Below are 17,228 nucleotides of genomic sequence, written 5' to 3' on the forward strand. Positions count from 1 at the left end.
GCGTAAACTGCTGCATGCCATTCACGGCATGTTGAAGGACAACAAGCCCTTCGATAACACCCGCTTTTACGCGATTCCAGCATGAGCCGGAAAGTGCAAAAATTACAGAAAAAATGCTTGACCTCGAACAGAGTATCTACCATGAATAGCAACCCATCTCAGCCATTCACCAACCGCCGCAAATACAGAAATAAATCCCCAGCCAATAACCCGCGCTCACCTTCCAGGGCCACACGATCACCGGCAGCCGCATGCAAACTCACACCCACACGCGCAGCATCACTGAGCGCTAAACCTTGTGCGACCAAGGCGACGATCACCCCAGTCAATACATCACCCATGCCGCCGACCGCCATACCGGGATTACCTTCGCTACAAAGCGCAATCGCACCCTGTTCATCGGCAATCAAAGTACCCGCACCTTTGAGTACGACAACCGCCTGGTAATGTTCACGTAACTTTTGCACCGCTCCAAAACGATCCGCGTTAATTTCGCTGCTGCTAGATTGCAACAACCGCGCCGCTTCACCAGGATGTGGCGTGAGTATCCAATTATTGCGCGAACAAGGCTCGTGCGCGAGCAGGTTCAAGGCATCGGCATCGACAACCAACGGCAATGAACTCTCCAACACTCGCGCCAGGAGCTGTTGTGCCCAGGCATCTTGGCCCAGACCGGGACCGATGGCGATGACCGTGGCACGCGCCAGCAACGGCGTTAAATCACTCGCCGCTTCCACCCCATGCCACATAATTTCGGGCCGCGCAGCTGCCATGGCGGCAACATGCTCGCGACGTGTTGCCACACTCGTTAATCCGGCGCCTGTTCGTGCCGCCGCTTCCGCCGCCATACGCACGGCACCTGCCATGCCGTGATTACCGCCAATCACCAACACATGTCCAAACATGCCTTTATGCGCGTTGCGCGGCCGTGGTGGCAGACAAGACTTTTGCTGTGCCCAGTCGATGCGTGTCGCACTCGGCGTCACTTCGTCATACACCGCCAGCGGCACACCTAAATCCTCAAACCGGATTGCACCACACAGTTCCGATCCGGCCCCCGTAAACAAACCTTGTTTTAAACCTATAAACGTTACTGTTGCCTCCGCATGCACAGCGCACCCCATCACCACACCGCTATCCGCTGACAAACCTGAAGGAATATCCACCGCCAACACCGGGATGCCGCTGTTGTTGATAGCATGAATCACATTCGCCACTGCGGCTTCAATGGGACGATCCAGACCTATGCCGAAGATGGCGTCGACAATCACATCTGCATCGTCAAACACACTCGGTTTAAACGGCACCGGCACCAATCCCGCCGCCTGCGCCGCTCCCCACGCCTTGCGCGCATCGCCTTTTAGCGTCGCCGGATCAGTGACACAAATCAGCTTCGGTTCCAAACCTTGTTCCAACGCCAAGCGCGCTACCACAAAACCATCGCCGCCGTTATTCCCGCCACCGCACACCACCGCAAGGCGGCGAGCGTCCGGCCAGCGAACGATTAACTCGTCAAACAACGCCGCCCCGGCGCGGTTCATCAATTCGATGCCCGGCATGGCATGGATTTCGATGGCCTGCCGGTCCAGCTCACGCACCGCGGCGGCATGATAAAGGGTATGGGGAAGTTGGCTCATGAGCAGTATCCAGTATCATAGCGCTATGGACTCAAATTCAACATTACCCCCTTCGCCTGCCCCTGTCGACCTTTCGGCCTTGGTTAGCCAAATTAAGCAATGGGGCCGTGAACTGGGGTTTGATCAGGTCGGGATCAGCGATCTTGACCTTAGTAGCGCCAGTGCCGAACACCAACAATGGCTGGCGGCCGGCTTTCATGGCGAAATGGACTATATGGCACGCAACTGCGACAAGCGCAGCGTGCCGCAAGAACTTGTCCCCGGCACATTAAGCATTATCAGCGTGCGCATGAATTATCTGCCTGAAGGCAGCGATCCCGATACCATTCTTAATTCGCCGGAATTGGGCTACGTGTCACGTTATGCGCTGGGTCGCGATTATCACAAAACCTTGCGCAACCGACTGCAAAAGCTCGCCGAGCGCATCCAGGAAAATATTGGTCAATTTGGCTATCGCGTATTTGTCGATAGCGCACCGGTGATGGAAAAACCCATTGCCCAAAAGGCCGGGCTCGGCTGGATCGGCAAACACACCAACGTACTGTGCCGTGAGGCCGGATCGTGGTTTTTTCTCGGCGAGATTTACGTCTCGCTCAACTTGCCTCCCGACCAACCCGTCACCGATCATTGCGGTAGCTGCCGGGCCTGCATTGATGTCTGTCCCACGCAAGCCATCATCGCACCGTACAAACTCGATGCCCGGTTATGTATTTCTTATCTCACCATTGAATTACGCGGCAGCATCCCCGAAGAACTACGTCCCAAAATCGGTAATCGCATTTATGGCTGCGATGATTGCCAACTGGTTTGTCCCTGGAATCGCTTCGCGCAAATGACAAAGGAACCTGATTTTTTCCCACGCCATCAACTCGACGCGCCGAAGCTGGTGGAGTTATTTAATTGGAGTGAGGCTGAGTTCCTGAAAAAAACCGAAGGTTCCGCCATTCGCCGCATTGGTTACGACTGCTGGTTGCGGAATATTGCTGTGGCTTTGGGTAATGCGCCGAAGACACCCGAAGTTATCGTCGCCCTGCGAACACGGCTCGATCATATGTCGGATATAGTGAGGGAGCACGTGCGATGGGCTCTAGAGCGGAGTTAATGACTTTACGCCCATTCATAAAAAATGTGTCGCCTTCGGCGACAACTGGGTGGGTTACGCGGCTATGCCGCTAACCCACCCTACATTTATTCGTCAATTTTGTAGATCGGGTTAGCGAACGCGTAACCCGACATCAGCTTAAATTCCAATTGCACTTAAATCAAGCCGCCCTTTCTTCATCGGCGGACACCAAAAATAAGCGCCGGTAATCGGCCGCGTGAAACGGAATAGCGCATCGGAAATACCATCTTCAGCACCTACCATTCTGGCCAACTGTGCTTCGTATGCAGCAGTAGATTTACCGAAGGCCACAAACACCAGCCCGGCGCGTTTATCGTCGGCCCAGGGCATAGATCGTCGCAGGACAAACGCCTCAGGATCGAAACTTTCTTGGGCGGTTCTTTTTACGTGCGCCGAAGGAGGGGCATCTGTAATTTCCTGATTATCGCGCCGGCGGCGGCCGATGACGTTGTCTTGTTCCTCCGGCTGCATGGTTTCGAAATGCTCGAAGTTATGCAACCATTGCTGCACAGCAACAAAACTCGCGCCATCAAGACCAGGGCCGGTGTCTTTGACAATGGCCGCATCTATCGCGGCTTCGCCTTTTGGATTCTCGGTGCCATCTTCGTAGCCGGTTAAATCGCGGCCTGATTGAAAACGGAAAGCATCGATAGTTTGAGTCAAGACTAAATCAGGCACCAAGGCGTGTTCGATCTGCCGTGTGAGGTGCAACAGCTCGCCGCGATCATCACCGCGTAACCAGCACCACAGTGCAGCAGGCGTGGACGGAACATCGAACCCCACCCCTGCGTAGCGCGGAAACACACTGAGTCCAGGAATATTTTTACCTAATGCTTGGACTAGCGACTGACCGAGTCCGGCAACAATCGTCTCGCCTTCGACGAGATTAGCCAGTGCACGAAGTGCGCGCGCTGGTTGATTATCGGGTGTGGACGTGAAGAACAAATGGCGTGCGGTAGCGGGAACATCGGCAAGTATTCCCTGTTGTATGTCGCTCATGTTGCCCCCAACCGATATTGTATCGCCTACGGCGACGGCTTGGTGGGTTACGCCGCAGAAACGCGGCTAACCCACCCTACATTGTTGGTAATTTAATAAAATGCTCCCGATAATATTGTAGCTCGCGAATCGAGTCACGGATATCATCCAGCGCCAAATGAGCAGCGTTTTTGGTGAAGCCATCGGCAAGTTTTGGGGCCCAGCGCTTGACCAATTCTTTGATAGTGCTGACATCAAGATTGCGATAATGGAAAAACTTCTCCAGTTCAGGCATCCCGCGATAAAGAAAGCGCCGATCCTGACAAATACTATTGCCACACATGGGCGATGCCTTGGCGGGAAGGTATTGGCGCAGGAACTCCAGCGTTTGCAGCTCGGCTGCGCGTTCACTGACTGTACTGGCCCGGACGCGGGCGGTGAGCCCTGAACCCCCATGTTGGCGGGTATTCCATTCGTCCATGCCGTTGAGAATTTCATCGCTTTGATGGATGGCCAGCACAGGCCCTTCGGCCAGGATATTGAGCTCAGCATCGGTGACAATGGTGGCGATTTCAATAATACGGTCTTTGTCCGGGTCTAGACCGGTCATTTCAAGGTCGATCCAGATCAAGTGGTTGGGATTTTGCGCCATACCTGTCTCACTTCTTGGAAAATTTAGATCTTATCAGATTGGCAAGGAAATTTTGCGCTATTGCTGCGATCAGAGATTGGGCTAGAATGGTGGTTTATTTGGCGGACACCTGGAGATTATTGATGCCCCGTATTTATTCCATTCTGGCCTTAGGCTTGTACAGTGTATTGCTCTCACCGGTCGCTTTGGCAGCTGCGGATGGTGGTAAGGCTTTACAAAAGAGCAAGTGCCAGAGCTGCCATGATGACAGCATCTATACGCGCAGCCCACGCATTGTAAATTCGTACCCGGAACTACAGGCACGGGTGGAGTTTTGTGATACTCAGGCACAGACACATTGGAATAAAAAACAATTGGATTCTGTAATCAATTATCTTAATGACACGTTTTATAAGTTTAAGAAGCCTTGACGCTCCCTTGCATATTTTTATATCTCTTCCTAACTCCGCCATTAATCACCACAGGGCAACATAATGCGTAAGCGCCCTGCCCACCGCGGTCGTGATCACGAGCGACAGGAAGCTTCTGCGCAAACACCAACGGGTAGCAGCGACTCTTCCTTCATGGGCTTGGTAGTAACGCGATATGGCCACAGCATCGACGTGGAAGATGAACAAGGCCGCGTCTTCCGTTGCGCAGTCCGTCGCAAGTTAGGCGATGTAATTTGCGGCGACCGCGTAGTATGGCAACCAACGACAAATGAAGATGGCGTGATCATTGAACGCCTGCCGCGCACGACTCTGCTCTCGCGCCCTGATGATCGCGGCATGGAGAAGCTAATCGCAGCTAATATCGATCAGGTAATTGTAGTGTGTGCTGTGCGTGGCGCACGTGATGATCGCTTTGAATTCAATACCGATCTGGTCGATCGCTATATCGTAGCAGCGGAGACGTTAAGCATCGAACCGCTGCTAATCATCAACAAAATTGATCTTTTGACTGATAATGATCGCCGACAACTCGAGACTGATATCGCTCCGTATCTGGCAATAGGTTACAGAGTATTGTTCACCAGCACCAAGCAAAACGGTGGCATGGATGCGCTGATATCGGTTTTACAGAACCGCACCAGTATCTTTGTCGGTGAATCAGGCGTGGGAAAATCGTCGCTGATTCGCTGGTTATTACCAGACCAAGAAATCAGGGTTGGGGAGTTATCGGCTTCCACCTACAAAGGCCGTCACACAACAACCTCCACCAACCTTTATCATCTGCTACACGGTGGCGACTTGATCGATTCGCCGGGGGTACGTGAATTTGGCTTGTTCATTACCGAGAAAGAAACGATCGCCTATGGTTTTCGCGAATTCCGGCCACTCATCGGCCACTGCAAATTTAACAATTGCATTCACCAGAGCGAACCTGGCTGTGCAATCAAGACGGGCGTGGCGCAAGGCGCGATCGATACCCGCCGTTATGAGAGTTATCTGAAAATCATTGAGTCGCTACCAAAACCGGGCTACGATTAGCTGTAGAGGCACGGCGCGCCGTGCCTCTACAGCTAATCGTCCAACTTGATCTTAAGATGAACAGCCAGTTCGCGCCTGTTCCCCACTACATCGCCGAGCGTGTATTTATCAAGTTCATGCAGAAATGCATCGCGCGCCAATTTGAGCGGACGAATCAATTTACATGCGGGTGCAATCGGGCAAGTGTTGTGATCTAAATCAAAACATTCCACCAGATCAAAATTGGGCTCTGTTTTGCGCACTACTGCACCGATGTTGATTTCTTTTGCCTCTCGCGCCAGCACCAGGCCGCCCCCGCGACCACGTACCGTACGAATGTATTCCAACGAGCCAAGGTTGTGCACTACTTTCACCAAATGGTTGCGCGAAATCTTGTAGTGCTGGGCTATTTCCGTAATCGTTGCCTGCATACCCGGACGAATACCGAGATAAATCAACACTCGCAACGAGTAGTCGGTATATAACGTCAATTGCATGCGCAACCCTTTCCAATCATTCTTGTAACCGCCATCAGCCGTGCTTATCGGGCTCGATCAACAGGGCCGCTGAAAGTACCACCAACCCTCGCACAACCAGGATTCCTATGCCCTGACTACGATGCCCGTTCTTCGCTGTCATGTCACCCTGTAACATTTTACGGGCTGTGGAAATTTGGAGAACGTATAAGGCATATAGAGTGATAATCAGGATCAGATGCATCCAGATCATAAAGGAAAATATTTCTTCCTGTTCAATCAATCGCTTATACCAATCCCGGTTCAGTATTAAATAGATGGGAAACATCATATCCAGCATAATCACAGCGGCCATCAACGGCATATGCACAAACCGCCACTGCTTCATGTAATAGGCAAACAGCATGACGAAATAACTGCCAATGGCGACTATCAGACTTGTTTCCATACCCATCGCCTTCTTAGCGTTGCCATAGCCGATGCACCTTATAAAATACCATATTACTTATATGTTGCATACCAAGTACTACAATAGGTTTATATACCTGAGTAGAACAGTATTGAATGGGCAGTGTCTAGAGAATTGGGTTTAGAGCGATTGGCGGCTAGCCATGGCGTGGGACAACGTGCCTCCGTCCACAAACTCCAGTTCGCCACCCATGGGTACGCCACGGGCGATACGACTGGCGTTGATTTTCTGACTGCGCGCCAGCTCGGCAATATAGTGAGCGGTCGCTTCTCCTTCGACCGTAGAGTTGGTCGCCAGGATCACTTCCTTGATTTCGCCTTGAGAGAGACGTGCTCTCAATTGATCCAGACCAATCTGTTCTGGTCCTATCCCATCCAAAGGCGATAAATGCCCCATCAGGACAAAATACACGCCATTAAACACATGCGATTGCTCGATCGCTGCGACATCGGTCGGCATCTCTACAACACAGAGTTGACTGCGATCGCGACGCAAAGAGACGCAAATAGAACACTGTTCATGTTCGGTCAGCGTGCGGCAATCGCGGCAATGCCCGACACGATCTGCCGCTGCCTCCAACGATTGCGCCAAACGCCGTGCGCCAGTGCGATCGCGCTCCAGCAAATGATAGGCCATGCGCTGCGCCGATTTGGGGCCTACCCCCGGCAGGCAGCGCAAGGACTCGATCAGTTGTGTGATGAGATTGTTGTCTGACATTAGCGCATTAGAACGGGAGTTTCATACCCGGCGGCAGCCCCATCCCCGCCGTCATCGACGACATTTTTTCCTGGGATTGGCGCTCGACCTGACGCACGGCATCGTTCACCGCAGCGGCCAGCAAATCTTCCAGCATCTCTTTCTCTTCCTGCATCAAGCTGGCATCGATGCTTACCCGGCGCACGTCGTGACGGCCCGTCATCACCACCGACACCATGCCGCCCCCGGCTTGGCCGGTCACTTCCATCTTGGCCAATTCTTCCTGGGCCTTCTGCATGTTTTCCTGCATTTTTTGCGCCTGCTTCATCAGGCCGCCAAGTCCGCCTTTCATCATATTAGTTACCTCTTAACATTAATTGGAAAATTTCGCACCCTCTCCCCTACCCTCTCCCGCAAGCGGGAGAGGGAGTGAAACAACTATCAGAGCACGTGAGTGCTTTAACGCAATATTTAACAACACTCATTTTTTTAGCATTTCTCTGCGTCTTTGCGTCTCGGCAACTGCTCCCGGCGTTGCCCTACCTCGTGCATCCATGCACTCGTCTGCGTTGGATTTTTTGCAATAACCACAAAAATCAATCAATCGGCTGAATCGATTCTTTTACCACCTGTGCATTAAACGTTTCGCGAATGCGCTGCACATTGGGATCGTCCGCAATCGCATTAACTGCCGACTGCTGCCGGTCACTCGCCTGCCGCTGCTGCATCAAGGCCGGTGTTTCCTGTGCCAGCTCGCCCACTGTCATCACCAGCCGGCTATCCTGCCCAAACAGTTTTTGCAACGCTTCCTGCAACCGTTGTTCCTGCGCCTTGCTACGTAATGAAACGTGTTGTGGTGACAACATCAGACGAAAAGTGTTGCCTTCACGCCCTGTCATCACGCAATTGGACGCCAGTTGCAGCAACATGCCCTGCAAACCCAGTTTGACTATCAATTCCGGCCACGACTCATTACCGGTCATTGTAACCGTGGTCGGCACGGGCGCTGTTTTGAGTGCAGGTGCGGCGGCAGGTACGGGTCGGACAGGACTCGGCGATGCAGAAACTGCAGCAGGCTTTGCCGCAGGTGCGGTCCGCGCCCCAGCCACCGGCATCACCTTCAAATCCAGTGGCCGGAACAACAACATGCGCAGAACAATCATCTCAAAACCGCCGCGCATTTCGGGCGCAAAAGGTAGATCGCGGCGGCCATTCAACCCAATCTGATAATACAGTTGCACATCTTCAGGACTGATAGCCTTAGCCAAATTGGCCGGGATTTCATGATCAGTGGCATGATCCAACGCTTGCGGCACGGCCTGCAACAAGGCAATACGATGCAATTGCGACAGCAATTCTGCCAGCACAGTGGAAAAATCCACGCCCTGCTGCGCAAGATTATCAACGACCTGCAACAATGAATTACCATCTTGATCAGCCAAGCATTGCAGCATGCGATAGACGTAACTGCGATCAATGGTGCCAAGCATGACCCGCACTTCATTCTCACCCAGTTTGCCGCCGCCATAGCCAATCGCCTGATCAAGCAAACTCAAGGCATCACGCATACTGCCGTCAGCCGCTGCGGCGATCTGGCGAATCGCGCCTGCTTCCGCCGGCACGGCTTCTTGTGCCAAGACATATTCCAAATGACCGGCAATCAACTCCGGCGACATACGCCGCAAACTGAATTGCAGACAACGCGAGAGAATGGTGGCGGGTAATTTCTGCGGGTCGGTGGTCGCCAACAGAAATTTCACATGCGGCGGCGGTTCTTCCAGCGTTTTGAGCAGCGCATTGAAGCTGTGCGTCGAGAGCATGTGCACTTCGTCGATGAGGTAGACCTTGTAGCGACCACGCGTCGGCGAATATTGCACGTTCTCAAGCAACTCGCGGGTGTCTTCCACCTTGGTGCGCGAGGCGGCATCGACCTCGATCAAATCGATAAACCGGCCTTCGTCGATCTCGCGACATGCGCTGCACTGGCCGCAGGGATTGGCGCTCACCCCTTTTTCACAGTTGAGTGATTTGGCGAAGATGCGCGCCACTGTAGTCTTGCCGACACCACGGGTGCCGGTGAACAGATAGGCGTGGTGCAGCCGATCGTTGTCGAGGGCGTTGATCAAGGCCCGCAGCACATGCTCCTGGCCGACCATGGTACCGAAACTGCGCGGCCGCCATTTGCGGGCCAGAACCTGATAGCTCATGGGTGATTTACTGCGAATATGAGTAATGGCATAGGGTTGGATTCTAACCCAAAACGACCCTTAAATGGGTGGCGACCCACGCCCGCCATACCCCGGCACACGAGTCCACTACTACCGTTGCTCCCTTCCGGGCCTGGCGGGGTTTGCAGTGTATCGTTGCGAAGTGACCGACGTGAGCCACCATAACGTGAAGGGGTGGTAGTATAACGAATCGGGCCCCGGCTGGCGAATATGGCTTATCTGAAAACTGCCCGCTGGGCATGATAATTCATGAATCGCCCCTTGTGGTCGTTAGCAGATGCCTCGAGCACTTAATCAGCGCATTTATTCAGGCGGAGTCGGCGGTCCCTGCCAACCACTCCAGCCGGTAACGACCGGAACCGGTCTGGGCCAGGCAATCGGTCAACCACGGCAGGACAGCCGCCATCTGCTCCTCGAACTGCCAGGGTGGGTTGACCACGATCATACCGCTGCCGGTCATGCCCTCGGCGCCGTCGGGGACCACACACTGCTCCACCACCACGGCTCGCTCGACCCCGCTCCGCCCTACGTCGGCCCAGAGCTTTTCCACCACCCGCCGCTGCAAGACGGGATACCAGATGACGTAAGTACCGGTGCCAAAGCGGCGATAGCCTTCCTGCATGGCATTCACCACCGTTCGAAAGTCAGTCTTGATCTCATAGGAAGGATCGAAGAGCACCAGGCCGCGCCGTTCCTTGGGCGGCAATTGCGCCTTGATCGCATGGAAACCGTCTTCAAAAGCAACTTTAACCTGCGGGTCATCCTCAAATTCTACCCGTAGCGCTTCTACATCACGGGGGTGCAATTCACACAGCCACATCCGATCCTGGGCGCGGAAGAAATGGCGCACCACTCGCGGTGATCCCGGATAATGAAGCAATTCGCCATCTGGGTTCATCGCTCGCACGACATCAAGATATGGCTGCAACGCCGCTGGTAAATCTGGGCGCGACCAGATCCGGCCGATCCCCTGCCGCCACTCTCCGGTCTTTTCCGCCGCCATGCTCGCCAGGTCATAACTGCCGACTCCGGCATGCGTGTCGAGGTAAAAAAACGGCTTGTCCTTCCGCGTCAACGACCGTGCCAACACCACCATTACCGTGTGTTTGAGCACATCGGCAAAGTTTCCGGCGTGATAGGCATGACGATAACTTAACAATCAGTGATCCTCTCCCTGGAGCTGTTTATGCAACTTCACCGGCGCGGCGCGCCTGGCGCGCATGCGGATATTGAGCAACTCCACCGCCACCGAGAAGGCCATAGCGAAATAGACATAACCCTTCGGCACATGGAAATCCAGCGACTCGGCAACCAGCACTGTGCCGACCATGGTGAGGAAACTCAGCGCCAGCATCTTGATTGAGGGATGACGATCGACAAATTCGCCGATCGGTTTGGCGGCGAACATCATGATGCCCACCGAGGCGATAATCGCCAGGATCATGACCATCACCTGATCGACCAGACCCACCGCGGTGATGACTGAATCGAGCGAAAAGACAATATCAATAATCGCAATCTGCGCCAGAATCGACCTCAAACTCACGCCTCTGCCTGCCTTCTGTTCCTCTTCCGCATTCTCCAGACTGTGGTGAATCTCGTTGGCACTCTTCCATAACAGGAACAGACCTCCGCCAAACAGAATAAGATCACGCCCCGAAACCTCCTGATCAAAAACGGTAAACAGCGCGTCCTTGAGCCCCATCACCCAGGCCAGAGACAGCAATAGCAAAATACGCGTGCCCATCGCCAGCGACAGCCCCAAACGTCTGGCCAGATCGCGCTGCTCGGGCGGAAGGCGGCCGACCAGAATCGAAATGAAGATGATATTGTCGATGCCGAGGACGATTTCCAGTGCGGTCAACGTAAAGAAAGCAACCCAAGCTTGCGGATCAGCCATCCATTCCATAATAAATTTTCTCTCTCACATCCAATGACGGGGGGAATCAAATAGACAAACGTGCGTATGATACCCCAAGTCACCGCCACCCAGCCGCGCCTATAAATCGAAATTTCAACAGCTCTCTAACATCATGAATATGATGACAATAATTTGACTTCCCAATACCTTAATTAACCCGAAACTGATACGAGGCTGATCAATTCTCCTACAATGAAACCAATAACCTATTAATAAGGAACAGCGATGTACGATTACCTCACCCTCTTTGCAGGCATCGTGTGTGCCGGTATCGGTGGCGAGCTATTTGTGCGCGGCAGTGTTGGCCTTGCTCACTGGGTCCGTGTTTCCCCGGGCATCATTGGCGCCACCGTTGCCGCCTTCGCCACGTCCAGCCCCGAACTGGCTGTCGCCATCAGTTCTGCCATTGCCCACAAACCACAAATTTCCATGGGCGACGCGCTCGGCAGCAATGTCGTCAATGTAGCGCTGATTCTTGCTATCGCGCTTCTAATTTCGGGCATTCAATGTCCTCACAGCAGCATTAAACGTGATTTCCCGATGGCGCTGTTTGCTCCCGCGATCACTGCCGCCTTGCTCATTGATGGCCAACTCTCACGCCTGGATGGTTTTTTATTGCTGTGCATTTTCATTGTCTGGCTGATCGCCACCATTATTGAAGCGCGCCGTCAACGCAGTGTCACAGATAAAGTATTGGGAGAAATGAAAGGCTGGCGTTCAATTCTGCTCTCAATCGCAGGCTTGATTCTGCTGATCAGCGCTGGCCGCTTGATTGTGACTGGTGCTGTCGGCATTGCCACCGCCTATGGCATCAAGGAGTTCGTCATTGGCGCGACCATTGTAGCGGTTGGCACCTCGGTACCTGAACTGGCGACAGCCATCATCTCGAAATTACGGGGGCATGACGAAGTAGGACTTGGCACCATCCTCGGTAGCAATATTTTCAACGGACTATTTATTATCTCTGTCGCCGCCTTGATATATCCCATCGCCGTTGATACTCGCCGGGTGATGGCAACACTGCTCATCGGACTTGTCGCCGTAATTCTCACATACCCCTCGCGAAGTGGCTTGGTGGAGCCGCGTCGGGCGGCATTTCTATTAGCGCTATACGCTGTGTATCTTGTCACTATCTTGCAAAGATAAAACGATGACGATGAAATCGACGCCACGCCAACCAAGAGCGCCATATATCATGACAACGTGACTCGGTATATGATAAAGTCCATTCACAATCTTTTATAAAAATACTACTAATCAGCGTAAATCAACTAATACTTTCTATTGATCACAATGCTGATTGTTAAGTATTAATCACTAGTAATAAGTAAATCTTATTACTTTTAACGACCCAATGTACGCATTAATTCTTATCGAGAAAAGGCTGGCTATCCCGATAAATGTAGCAAATAACCTACATCATTAATGGCAATAGAATTTAATAACGGTCAAATAATGGCGCACATTTTAATTGTTGATGACGATCCTGCAATACTCGCACTACTAAGCGAGGCGTTGCTATTGGATGGATACAAGGTCATTACCGCCACTAACGGCCACGAAGCCAAAGAGCTTTGTCATCATGACATCGGCCTAATCATTACTGATCTTGTAATGCCGGAACAAAATGGCTTAGACCTGATTATGGATATAACCAGAAAGTATCCAAACATACCAATAATTGCCATTTCCGGCGGCGGTGGAATTAAATCGAATTTTTTTGATTACCTTTCCGTCGCGAAACTCATTGGCGCAACGCATACCTTTGAAAAACCATTTCGCATATGCGACCTAAAATATAAAATAAAAGAATTCTCCTCTCTTTCAACATTCACACAAATATAAAATATTGATCTAGAAAAATGATTATTGAAAAAATCAACAGATCAGACCGATATACATAAACCATTAAGCATTATCTTATCATGAAGCGTTCTGACCTATACCTCGAAGCCCGGACACATAGGTCTCACCCTACCGCGAAGCCATCGGCTTAATAATATGGACAGAGAATCAGAAATCCGTTACGAACAAATTATCTACATCATTGACGATGATGAAAGCGTAAGAAATCTAATACACGATCTCATGCTCTCCGTTGGCATGAGCGCACGCAAGTTTTCATCGGCTGCGGAGTTTATTTCATGCCTGGATCATGAAATCAGGGGCTGTCTAATTGCGGACATCCAAATGGCCGGAATGACAGGCCTTCAACTCCAGGATCACTTAATAAAGCTAGGAGTCTCAATACCCATCATTTTCGTAACCGGTCACGGTGATATTAGCACAGCCGTCCGCGCCATCAAGGCGGGCGCTTCTGGTTTTCTGGAAAAACCATTTGATAACAACACACTCCTCGAAATGGTAAATACGGCGTTAATGGAAAATATCCATCATCTTAAAAAAATCGAATCGACCATTGAAATAAAGAAATTCTACCAAGACCTCACGAAAAGAGAGCAGGATGTGTTAAATCTAATACTAAACGGAAAATCCAGCAAAAAAATAGCTAAAGACTTAGCCATCAGCCACAGGACAGTCGAAGTCCACAGATATAGAATTTTCAGAAAACTTAACGTCAACACGATTACACAGCTACTTCATATTTTCAAATAGCTAAATTAAGCTGCAACATCGATCAACAAAAATCAGACACCTGATATCCACGATGATGATAATAAATAACAATAATAGACCGACTGTTATAGTGGCTGATGACGATGAAGACATGCTATCGATCACGAAAGCACTACTGGAACGTGATGGATACCAAGTGTATTGCACAACGAATGGCGTTGATGCCATCAGGCTATGTGGCGACTTTCATCCTGATGCACTTATAATAGACGCAATAATGCCTATCATGGATGGGTTCGAGGCGGTTGCTGTCATCGCAAATAAATTTCGTGAAAAGAAATTCCCGATTCTCATGGTTACCAACCTTGATGATAAACAATCAATCGAACTTGCGTACAAAGCTGGCGCCAGCGATTTCATACCAAAGCCAGTGCATTGGACCGTCCTACTCCATCGATTACGGCAGCTAATCAACACTTATCAAAACGAAAGGGCGCTTGATAAAGAGCGCCAAAATGCGCTCGAGAACAGGATCGCTCATGAGAATCAACTCATGAATGCGCACAAAATGGAGGCCATTGGCAGACTTGCAGGCGGAATAGCACATGACTTCAACAATATACTTACCGCCGTCATCGGCTATGCTGATCTATCAATACATTCAGCAAAGAAACACGCCGACAATGATCTACTGAGGTATCTCGGTGAAATCTCAATTGCCAGCGAGCGCGCTCGCCGCCTTATTAAGAAAATTTTAACATATAGCCGAAACCAGCAGGACGACAACCCTATACTTGTAAATCCGATCCAAGTTGCACATGAAGTAATCTCATTGATAAAATCCATCCTTCCAAGCAGCATCCATATCGATGTCAAACACAGAGATGATCCGCTACATATCAAAATTGATCCTGTCCAATTACATCAACTGTTGATGAACCTGTGCGTTAATGCAAAAGACGCCATGAATGGTAAGGGCCTACTCTCCATATCAATAGACTGCGTTACCTTAGATAAAGCCCAATGCGACTCCTGCCACCAAAATTATAACGGCCATTATGTGGTCATCGCGGTCTCGGATACTGGCAGTGGCATTCCGAAAGAAATTATTGAAAAGATATTTGAGCCATTTTTCACTACCAAGCCCATTGGCGAAGGCAGCGGCATGGGATTATCGGTGGTTCACGGCATTGTCCACAAGCATGATGGCCATATTCATGTAAGATCAACCCAGGGTGAAGGCTCTACCTTCAAAGTTTTTTTTCCATCCACACCAGAAGCCCCTAATTACTAAGCCTCTCTATTGAATCATCCCGCCCTGCAATATGCACTTGTAACTGGTCAAATGGAATCACCCAATTGTAGGAATTCGCTGCCTCCACTGCTAAACGCCGCAGCCAGCGACGCAGCTGCAGGTAATGCTTGGCGGCTCCCGCCTCATAATCTGCTGTAATGACAAAATCCAAAGATGAAGCGCCAGCTTCAGAAAATTCGACACTCAACTTCCGTAACATATCTCTACTAGCATGTTGACCTAGTTGCACGGAGATATATTTTTCCAATTTGTCACGAATCTCACTGATCACCAGCGCCTGGTGTTGGTAATCTACTCCAAATTTCACAGTAATAGAAAAACCATCCTGACTTAAGTTGTGAGGCGCCAGATCAAGAAATGCCATCACTGGAAATGTTTTCACTGCACCCGCAACCCGCACTTGTACAATTTCTGGCGTTTGTAACGTTACCTGACCAAAACTACCGTCATTCAGCAGCACAAAATCATTTTCTCGGGTTGGAAACCAGAGTTCATTTTCATCATAACGCCGCGAGGTATACTGCCCAAGCAAGCGAACTGGCAATACCAACCGTCCGCCACGTAAAGCCGGATTTACCAAGGTTGAAGCAATGCGCAATGATTGCACCTTCCAGGGTAAACCGTTGTAAATGATACGTTCTCCTTCTTTTACCGATCCGATGTTAAGCATCAACTTAACTTCAGTAATATACGCCGGCAATGAACGCTGCAAGGTCAGCGCCAGTCCCACTAACACTAACATCAGCAAGCCGAGAAGTATCCAATCGCCTCTCGCATACAGCACTGCCATTGCAGCGAACAGCGCCAATATCGTGCCAATCATCACCAGAACTAAATTCACCGCCCGTGTGAAGAACGCGGGATAGCGGCCCCGACGCATCAGCGATTGGGCGTAGAGCCGGTTGACCTGCCACAACAGGCCATAAACAGCACCTGCCGCCGCCAATGCCAACAGCAAATTAACCAAGCGCCCGCTCAGCAGTTCCTTTAAAGCTTCACGCGCCTTGAATTCAGCCGAAGCATCCGGTGCCAACAGCTCCTGCAACTCAAAATTAACCAAATCAAGACGACCTTTAACATCGTCTCGCCGCTTTTGCCAGCGTGACTCAAGATCTGAAAATGCATCCTTCAATTGCGACGAAGGCGCGCCAGAACGATACACCGCGACGCTCTTTAACGCCGATTCGGCGGCTTGTAACCGCTGGGAATAATAGGCCTGTTCACCACGCAGCCGTTCAATCTTTCTTGGTCGCTCAGTCACACGGCGTAATTCGATAACAATCGGTTCAAAGACCGACTGCAACTCCTCGCGCCAATCAAATTTTTTCTGGTCGGTTTGGGGTTCAAATAACTGCAAGTCCACGCCGCCGGTTGCCCACATCTCCCAGGCAATCTGCAATGACATGACTTCCTGTGTAATACGTTCCACCTCGGCTGAGTACCTGGCCCGCTCGCTGTCTATTGAAGCCGCTGCCAAACGTTTGCGGGCGTCATCCAAATCCTGCTGCGAGCCATGAATGGCATGCACCAGGGTCTCGAAATTCTGCCAAGCCTCGGGCCGTACAGGTTGTGGTCCCTGCTCTGTCTGAGCCCAAACCATCGAAACGCTAAAAAATGATAGGCACGCTATTACAAGCAGTTGTCTTATAAATGTCATTGCTCCCCCTCTATCCCAATAGCAACCCACTACACACACATACTAGCGGGT

18 protein-coding genes and 1 other RNA gene are annotated in these 17,228 nt (G+C 51.2%); 7 read left to right on the forward strand and 12 right to left on the reverse strand.

All coding sequences use genetic code 11. The features are described 5' to 3' along the window. Nucleotides 1-158: 158 nt before the first annotated feature. Complete coding sequence (locus HY272_07835) at nt 159-1,637, reverse strand: NAD(P)H-hydrate dehydratase (GenBank protein ID MBI3772594.1); 1,479 nt, start codon at nt 1,635-1,637, stop codon at nt 159-161. 25 nt (nt 1,638-1,662) lie between these two features. On the opposite strand from HY272_07835, the gene queG reads away from it, so the two are divergent. Next, nucleotides 1,663-2,739: a tRNA epoxyqueuosine(34) reductase QueG gene (gene queG, locus HY272_07840; GenBank protein ID MBI3772595.1), complete on the forward strand. Its 1,077-nt coding sequence runs from the start codon at nt 1,663-1,665 to the stop codon at nt 2,737-2,739. Between the two features lie 138 nt (nt 2,740-2,877). On the opposite strand, the gene HY272_07845 is transcribed toward queG, so the two are convergent. Then, the gene (locus tag HY272_07845) at nt 2,878-3,759 is read right to left on the reverse strand and encodes a Dyp-type peroxidase (GenBank protein ID MBI3772596.1); all 882 of its coding nucleotides are present in this window, start codon (nt 3,757-3,759) and stop codon (nt 2,878-2,880) included. A 76-nt stretch (nt 3,760-3,835) separates the two neighbouring features. Then, entirely contained in the window at nt 3,836-4,390 is a 555-nt protein-coding gene (gene orn, locus HY272_07850) for an oligoribonuclease (protein MBI3772597.1), read from the reverse strand. A 122-nt stretch (nt 4,391-4,512) separates the two neighbouring features. On the opposite strand from orn, the gene HY272_07855 reads away from it, so the two are divergent. Both HY272_07855 and rsgA read left to right on the forward strand, forming a co-directional pair. Continuing rightward, on the forward strand, nt 4,513-4,800 hold the full coding sequence (locus HY272_07855) for a hypothetical protein (protein MBI3772598.1): 288 nt from the start codon (nt 4,513-4,515) through the stop codon (nt 4,798-4,800). A gap of 63 nt (nt 4,801-4,863) precedes the next feature. After that, the gene (rsgA, locus tag HY272_07860) at nt 4,864-5,859 is read left to right on the forward strand and encodes a small ribosomal subunit biogenesis GTPase RsgA (GenBank protein MBI3772599.1); all 996 of its coding nucleotides are present in this window, start codon (nt 4,864-4,866) and stop codon (nt 5,857-5,859) included. Nucleotides 5,860-5,891: 32 nt separating this feature from the next. On the opposite strand, the gene HY272_07865 is transcribed toward rsgA, so the two are convergent. From HY272_07865 to HY272_07900, 8 genes are all read right to left on the reverse strand, one after another. Next, entirely contained in the window at nt 5,892-6,335 is a 444-nt protein-coding gene (locus HY272_07865; GenBank protein ID MBI3772600.1) for an Rrf2 family transcriptional regulator, read from the reverse strand. 34 nt (nt 6,336-6,369) lie between these two features. Next, nucleotides 6,370-6,762 carry a hypothetical protein gene (locus HY272_07870; GenBank protein MBI3772601.1) on the reverse strand — a complete coding sequence of 131 codons (393 nt, stop codon included), beginning with the start codon at nt 6,760-6,762 and terminating at the stop codon, nt 6,370-6,372. A gap of 141 nt (nt 6,763-6,903) precedes the next feature. Beyond that, complete coding sequence (gene recR / locus HY272_07875; protein ID MBI3772602.1) at nt 6,904-7,500, reverse strand: recombination protein RecR; 597 nt, start codon at nt 7,498-7,500, stop codon at nt 6,904-6,906. Nucleotides 7,501-7,507: 7 nt separating this feature from the next. Continuing rightward, complete coding sequence (locus HY272_07880) at nt 7,508-7,834, reverse strand: YbaB/EbfC family nucleoid-associated protein (protein MBI3772603.1); 327 nt, start codon at nt 7,832-7,834, stop codon at nt 7,508-7,510. 241 nt (nt 7,835-8,075) lie between these two features. Beyond that, entirely contained in the window at nt 8,076-9,686 is a 1,611-nt protein-coding gene (gene dnaX, locus HY272_07885; GenBank protein ID MBI3772604.1) for a DNA polymerase III subunit gamma/tau, read from the reverse strand. 76 nt (nt 9,687-9,762) lie between these two features. Then, an RNA gene (ffs, locus tag HY272_07890) (signal recognition particle sRNA small type) lies at nt 9,763-9,859 on the reverse strand. Nucleotides 9,860-10,014: 155 nt separating this feature from the next. After that, a complete protein-coding gene (locus HY272_07895) occupies nt 10,015-10,866 on the reverse strand; it encodes a 23S rRNA (adenine(2030)-N(6))-methyltransferase RlmJ (protein MBI3772605.1) in 852 nt (283 codons plus the stop codon). Then, nucleotides 10,867-11,616 (reverse strand): TerC family protein, encoded by a 750-nt coding sequence (locus HY272_07900; GenBank protein MBI3772606.1) that lies wholly within the window; start codon nt 11,614-11,616, stop codon nt 10,867-10,869. Between the two features lie 237 nt (nt 11,617-11,853). Here HY272_07900 and HY272_07905 point away from each other — a divergent pair, with 237 nt between their 5' ends. The 4 genes from HY272_07905 (at nt 11,854) to HY272_07920 (ending at nt 15,499) form a co-directional block, all read left to right on the forward strand. Continuing rightward, nucleotides 11,854-12,774, forward strand: a complete 921-nt coding sequence (locus HY272_07905) for a sodium:calcium antiporter (protein MBI3772607.1) — start codon at nt 11,854-11,856, stop codon at nt 12,772-12,774. A gap of 309 nt (nt 12,775-13,083) precedes the next feature. Continuing rightward, the gene (locus HY272_07910) at nt 13,084-13,473 is read left to right on the forward strand and encodes a response regulator (GenBank protein ID MBI3772608.1); all 390 of its coding nucleotides are present in this window, start codon (nt 13,084-13,086) and stop codon (nt 13,471-13,473) included. A gap of 156 nt (nt 13,474-13,629) precedes the next feature. Beyond that, the gene (locus HY272_07915; GenBank protein MBI3772609.1) at nt 13,630-14,244 is read left to right on the forward strand and encodes a response regulator transcription factor; all 615 of its coding nucleotides are present in this window, start codon (nt 13,630-13,632) and stop codon (nt 14,242-14,244) included. A 91-nt stretch (nt 14,245-14,335) separates the two neighbouring features. Next, nucleotides 14,336-15,499 carry a response regulator gene (locus tag HY272_07920; GenBank protein ID MBI3772610.1) on the forward strand — a complete coding sequence of 388 codons (1,164 nt, stop codon included), beginning with the start codon at nt 14,336-14,338 and terminating at the stop codon, nt 15,497-15,499. On the opposite strand, the gene HY272_07925 is transcribed toward HY272_07920, so the two are convergent. Further along, nucleotides 15,489-17,120, reverse strand: coding sequence for a hypothetical protein (locus tag HY272_07925; protein MBI3772611.1), 1,632 nt, complete (start codon nt 17,118-17,120; stop codon nt 15,489-15,491). The two genes, HY272_07920 and HY272_07925, sit on opposite strands and share 11 nt — an antisense overlap. Between the last annotated feature and the right edge of the window lie 108 nt (nt 17,121-17,228).

The organism is Gammaproteobacteria bacterium, assembly GCA_016200485.1.
Taxonomy (GTDB): Bacteria; Pseudomonadota; Gammaproteobacteria; order Tenderiales; family Tenderiaceae; genus JACQEP01.

What these genes read in the sequence shown, in the direction of transcription:
- HY272_07900 (MBI3772606.1), bottom strand. Translation starts at nt 11,616, where the DNA reads ATGGAATGGATGGCTGATCCGCAAGCTTGGGTTGCTTTCTTTACGTTG.
- HY272_07870 (MBI3772601.1), bottom strand. Translation starts at nt 6,762, where the DNA reads ATGGAAACAAGTCTGATAGTCGCCATTGGCAGTTATTTCGTCATGCTG.
- recR (MBI3772602.1), bottom strand. Translation starts at nt 7,500, where the DNA reads ATGTCAGACAACAATCTCATCACACAACTGATCGAGTCCTTGCGCTGC.
- HY272_07905 (MBI3772607.1), top strand. Translation starts at nt 11,854, where the DNA reads ATGTACGATTACCTCACCCTCTTTGCAGGCATCGTGTGTGCCGGTATC.
- HY272_07910 (MBI3772608.1), top strand. Translation starts at nt 13,084, where the DNA reads ATGGCGCACATTTTAATTGTTGATGACGATCCTGCAATACTCGCACTA.
- orn (MBI3772597.1), bottom strand. Translation starts at nt 4,390, where the DNA reads ATGGCGCAAAATCCCAACCACTTGATCTGGATCGACCTTGAAATGACC.
- queG (MBI3772595.1), top strand. Translation starts at nt 1,663, where the DNA reads ATGGACTCAAATTCAACATTACCCCCTTCGCCTGCCCCTGTCGACCTT.
- HY272_07835 (MBI3772594.1), bottom strand. Translation starts at nt 1,637, where the DNA reads ATGAGCCAACTTCCCCATACCCTTTATCATGCCGCCGCGGTGCGTGAG.
- HY272_07915 (MBI3772609.1), top strand. Translation starts at nt 13,630, where the DNA reads ATGGACAGAGAATCAGAAATCCGTTACGAACAAATTATCTACATCATT.
- rsgA (MBI3772599.1), top strand. Translation starts at nt 4,864, where the DNA reads ATGCGTAAGCGCCCTGCCCACCGCGGTCGTGATCACGAGCGACAGGAA.
- HY272_07845 (MBI3772596.1), bottom strand. Translation starts at nt 3,759, where the DNA reads ATGAGCGACATACAACAGGGAATACTTGCCGATGTTCCCGCTACCGCA.
- dnaX (MBI3772604.1), bottom strand. Translation starts at nt 9,686, where the DNA reads ATGAGCTATCAGGTTCTGGCCCGCAAATGGCGGCCGCGCAGTTTCGGT.
- HY272_07880 (MBI3772603.1), bottom strand. Translation starts at nt 7,834, where the DNA reads ATGATGAAAGGCGGACTTGGCGGCCTGATGAAGCAGGCGCAAAAAATG.
- HY272_07925 (MBI3772611.1), bottom strand. Translation starts at nt 17,120, where the DNA reads ATGGTTTGGGCTCAGACAGAGCAGGGACCACAACCTGTACGGCCCGAG.
- HY272_07865 (MBI3772600.1), bottom strand. Translation starts at nt 6,335, where the DNA reads ATGCAATTGACGTTATATACCGACTACTCGTTGCGAGTGTTGATTTAT.
- HY272_07855 (MBI3772598.1), top strand. Translation starts at nt 4,513, where the DNA reads ATGCCCCGTATTTATTCCATTCTGGCCTTAGGCTTGTACAGTGTATTG.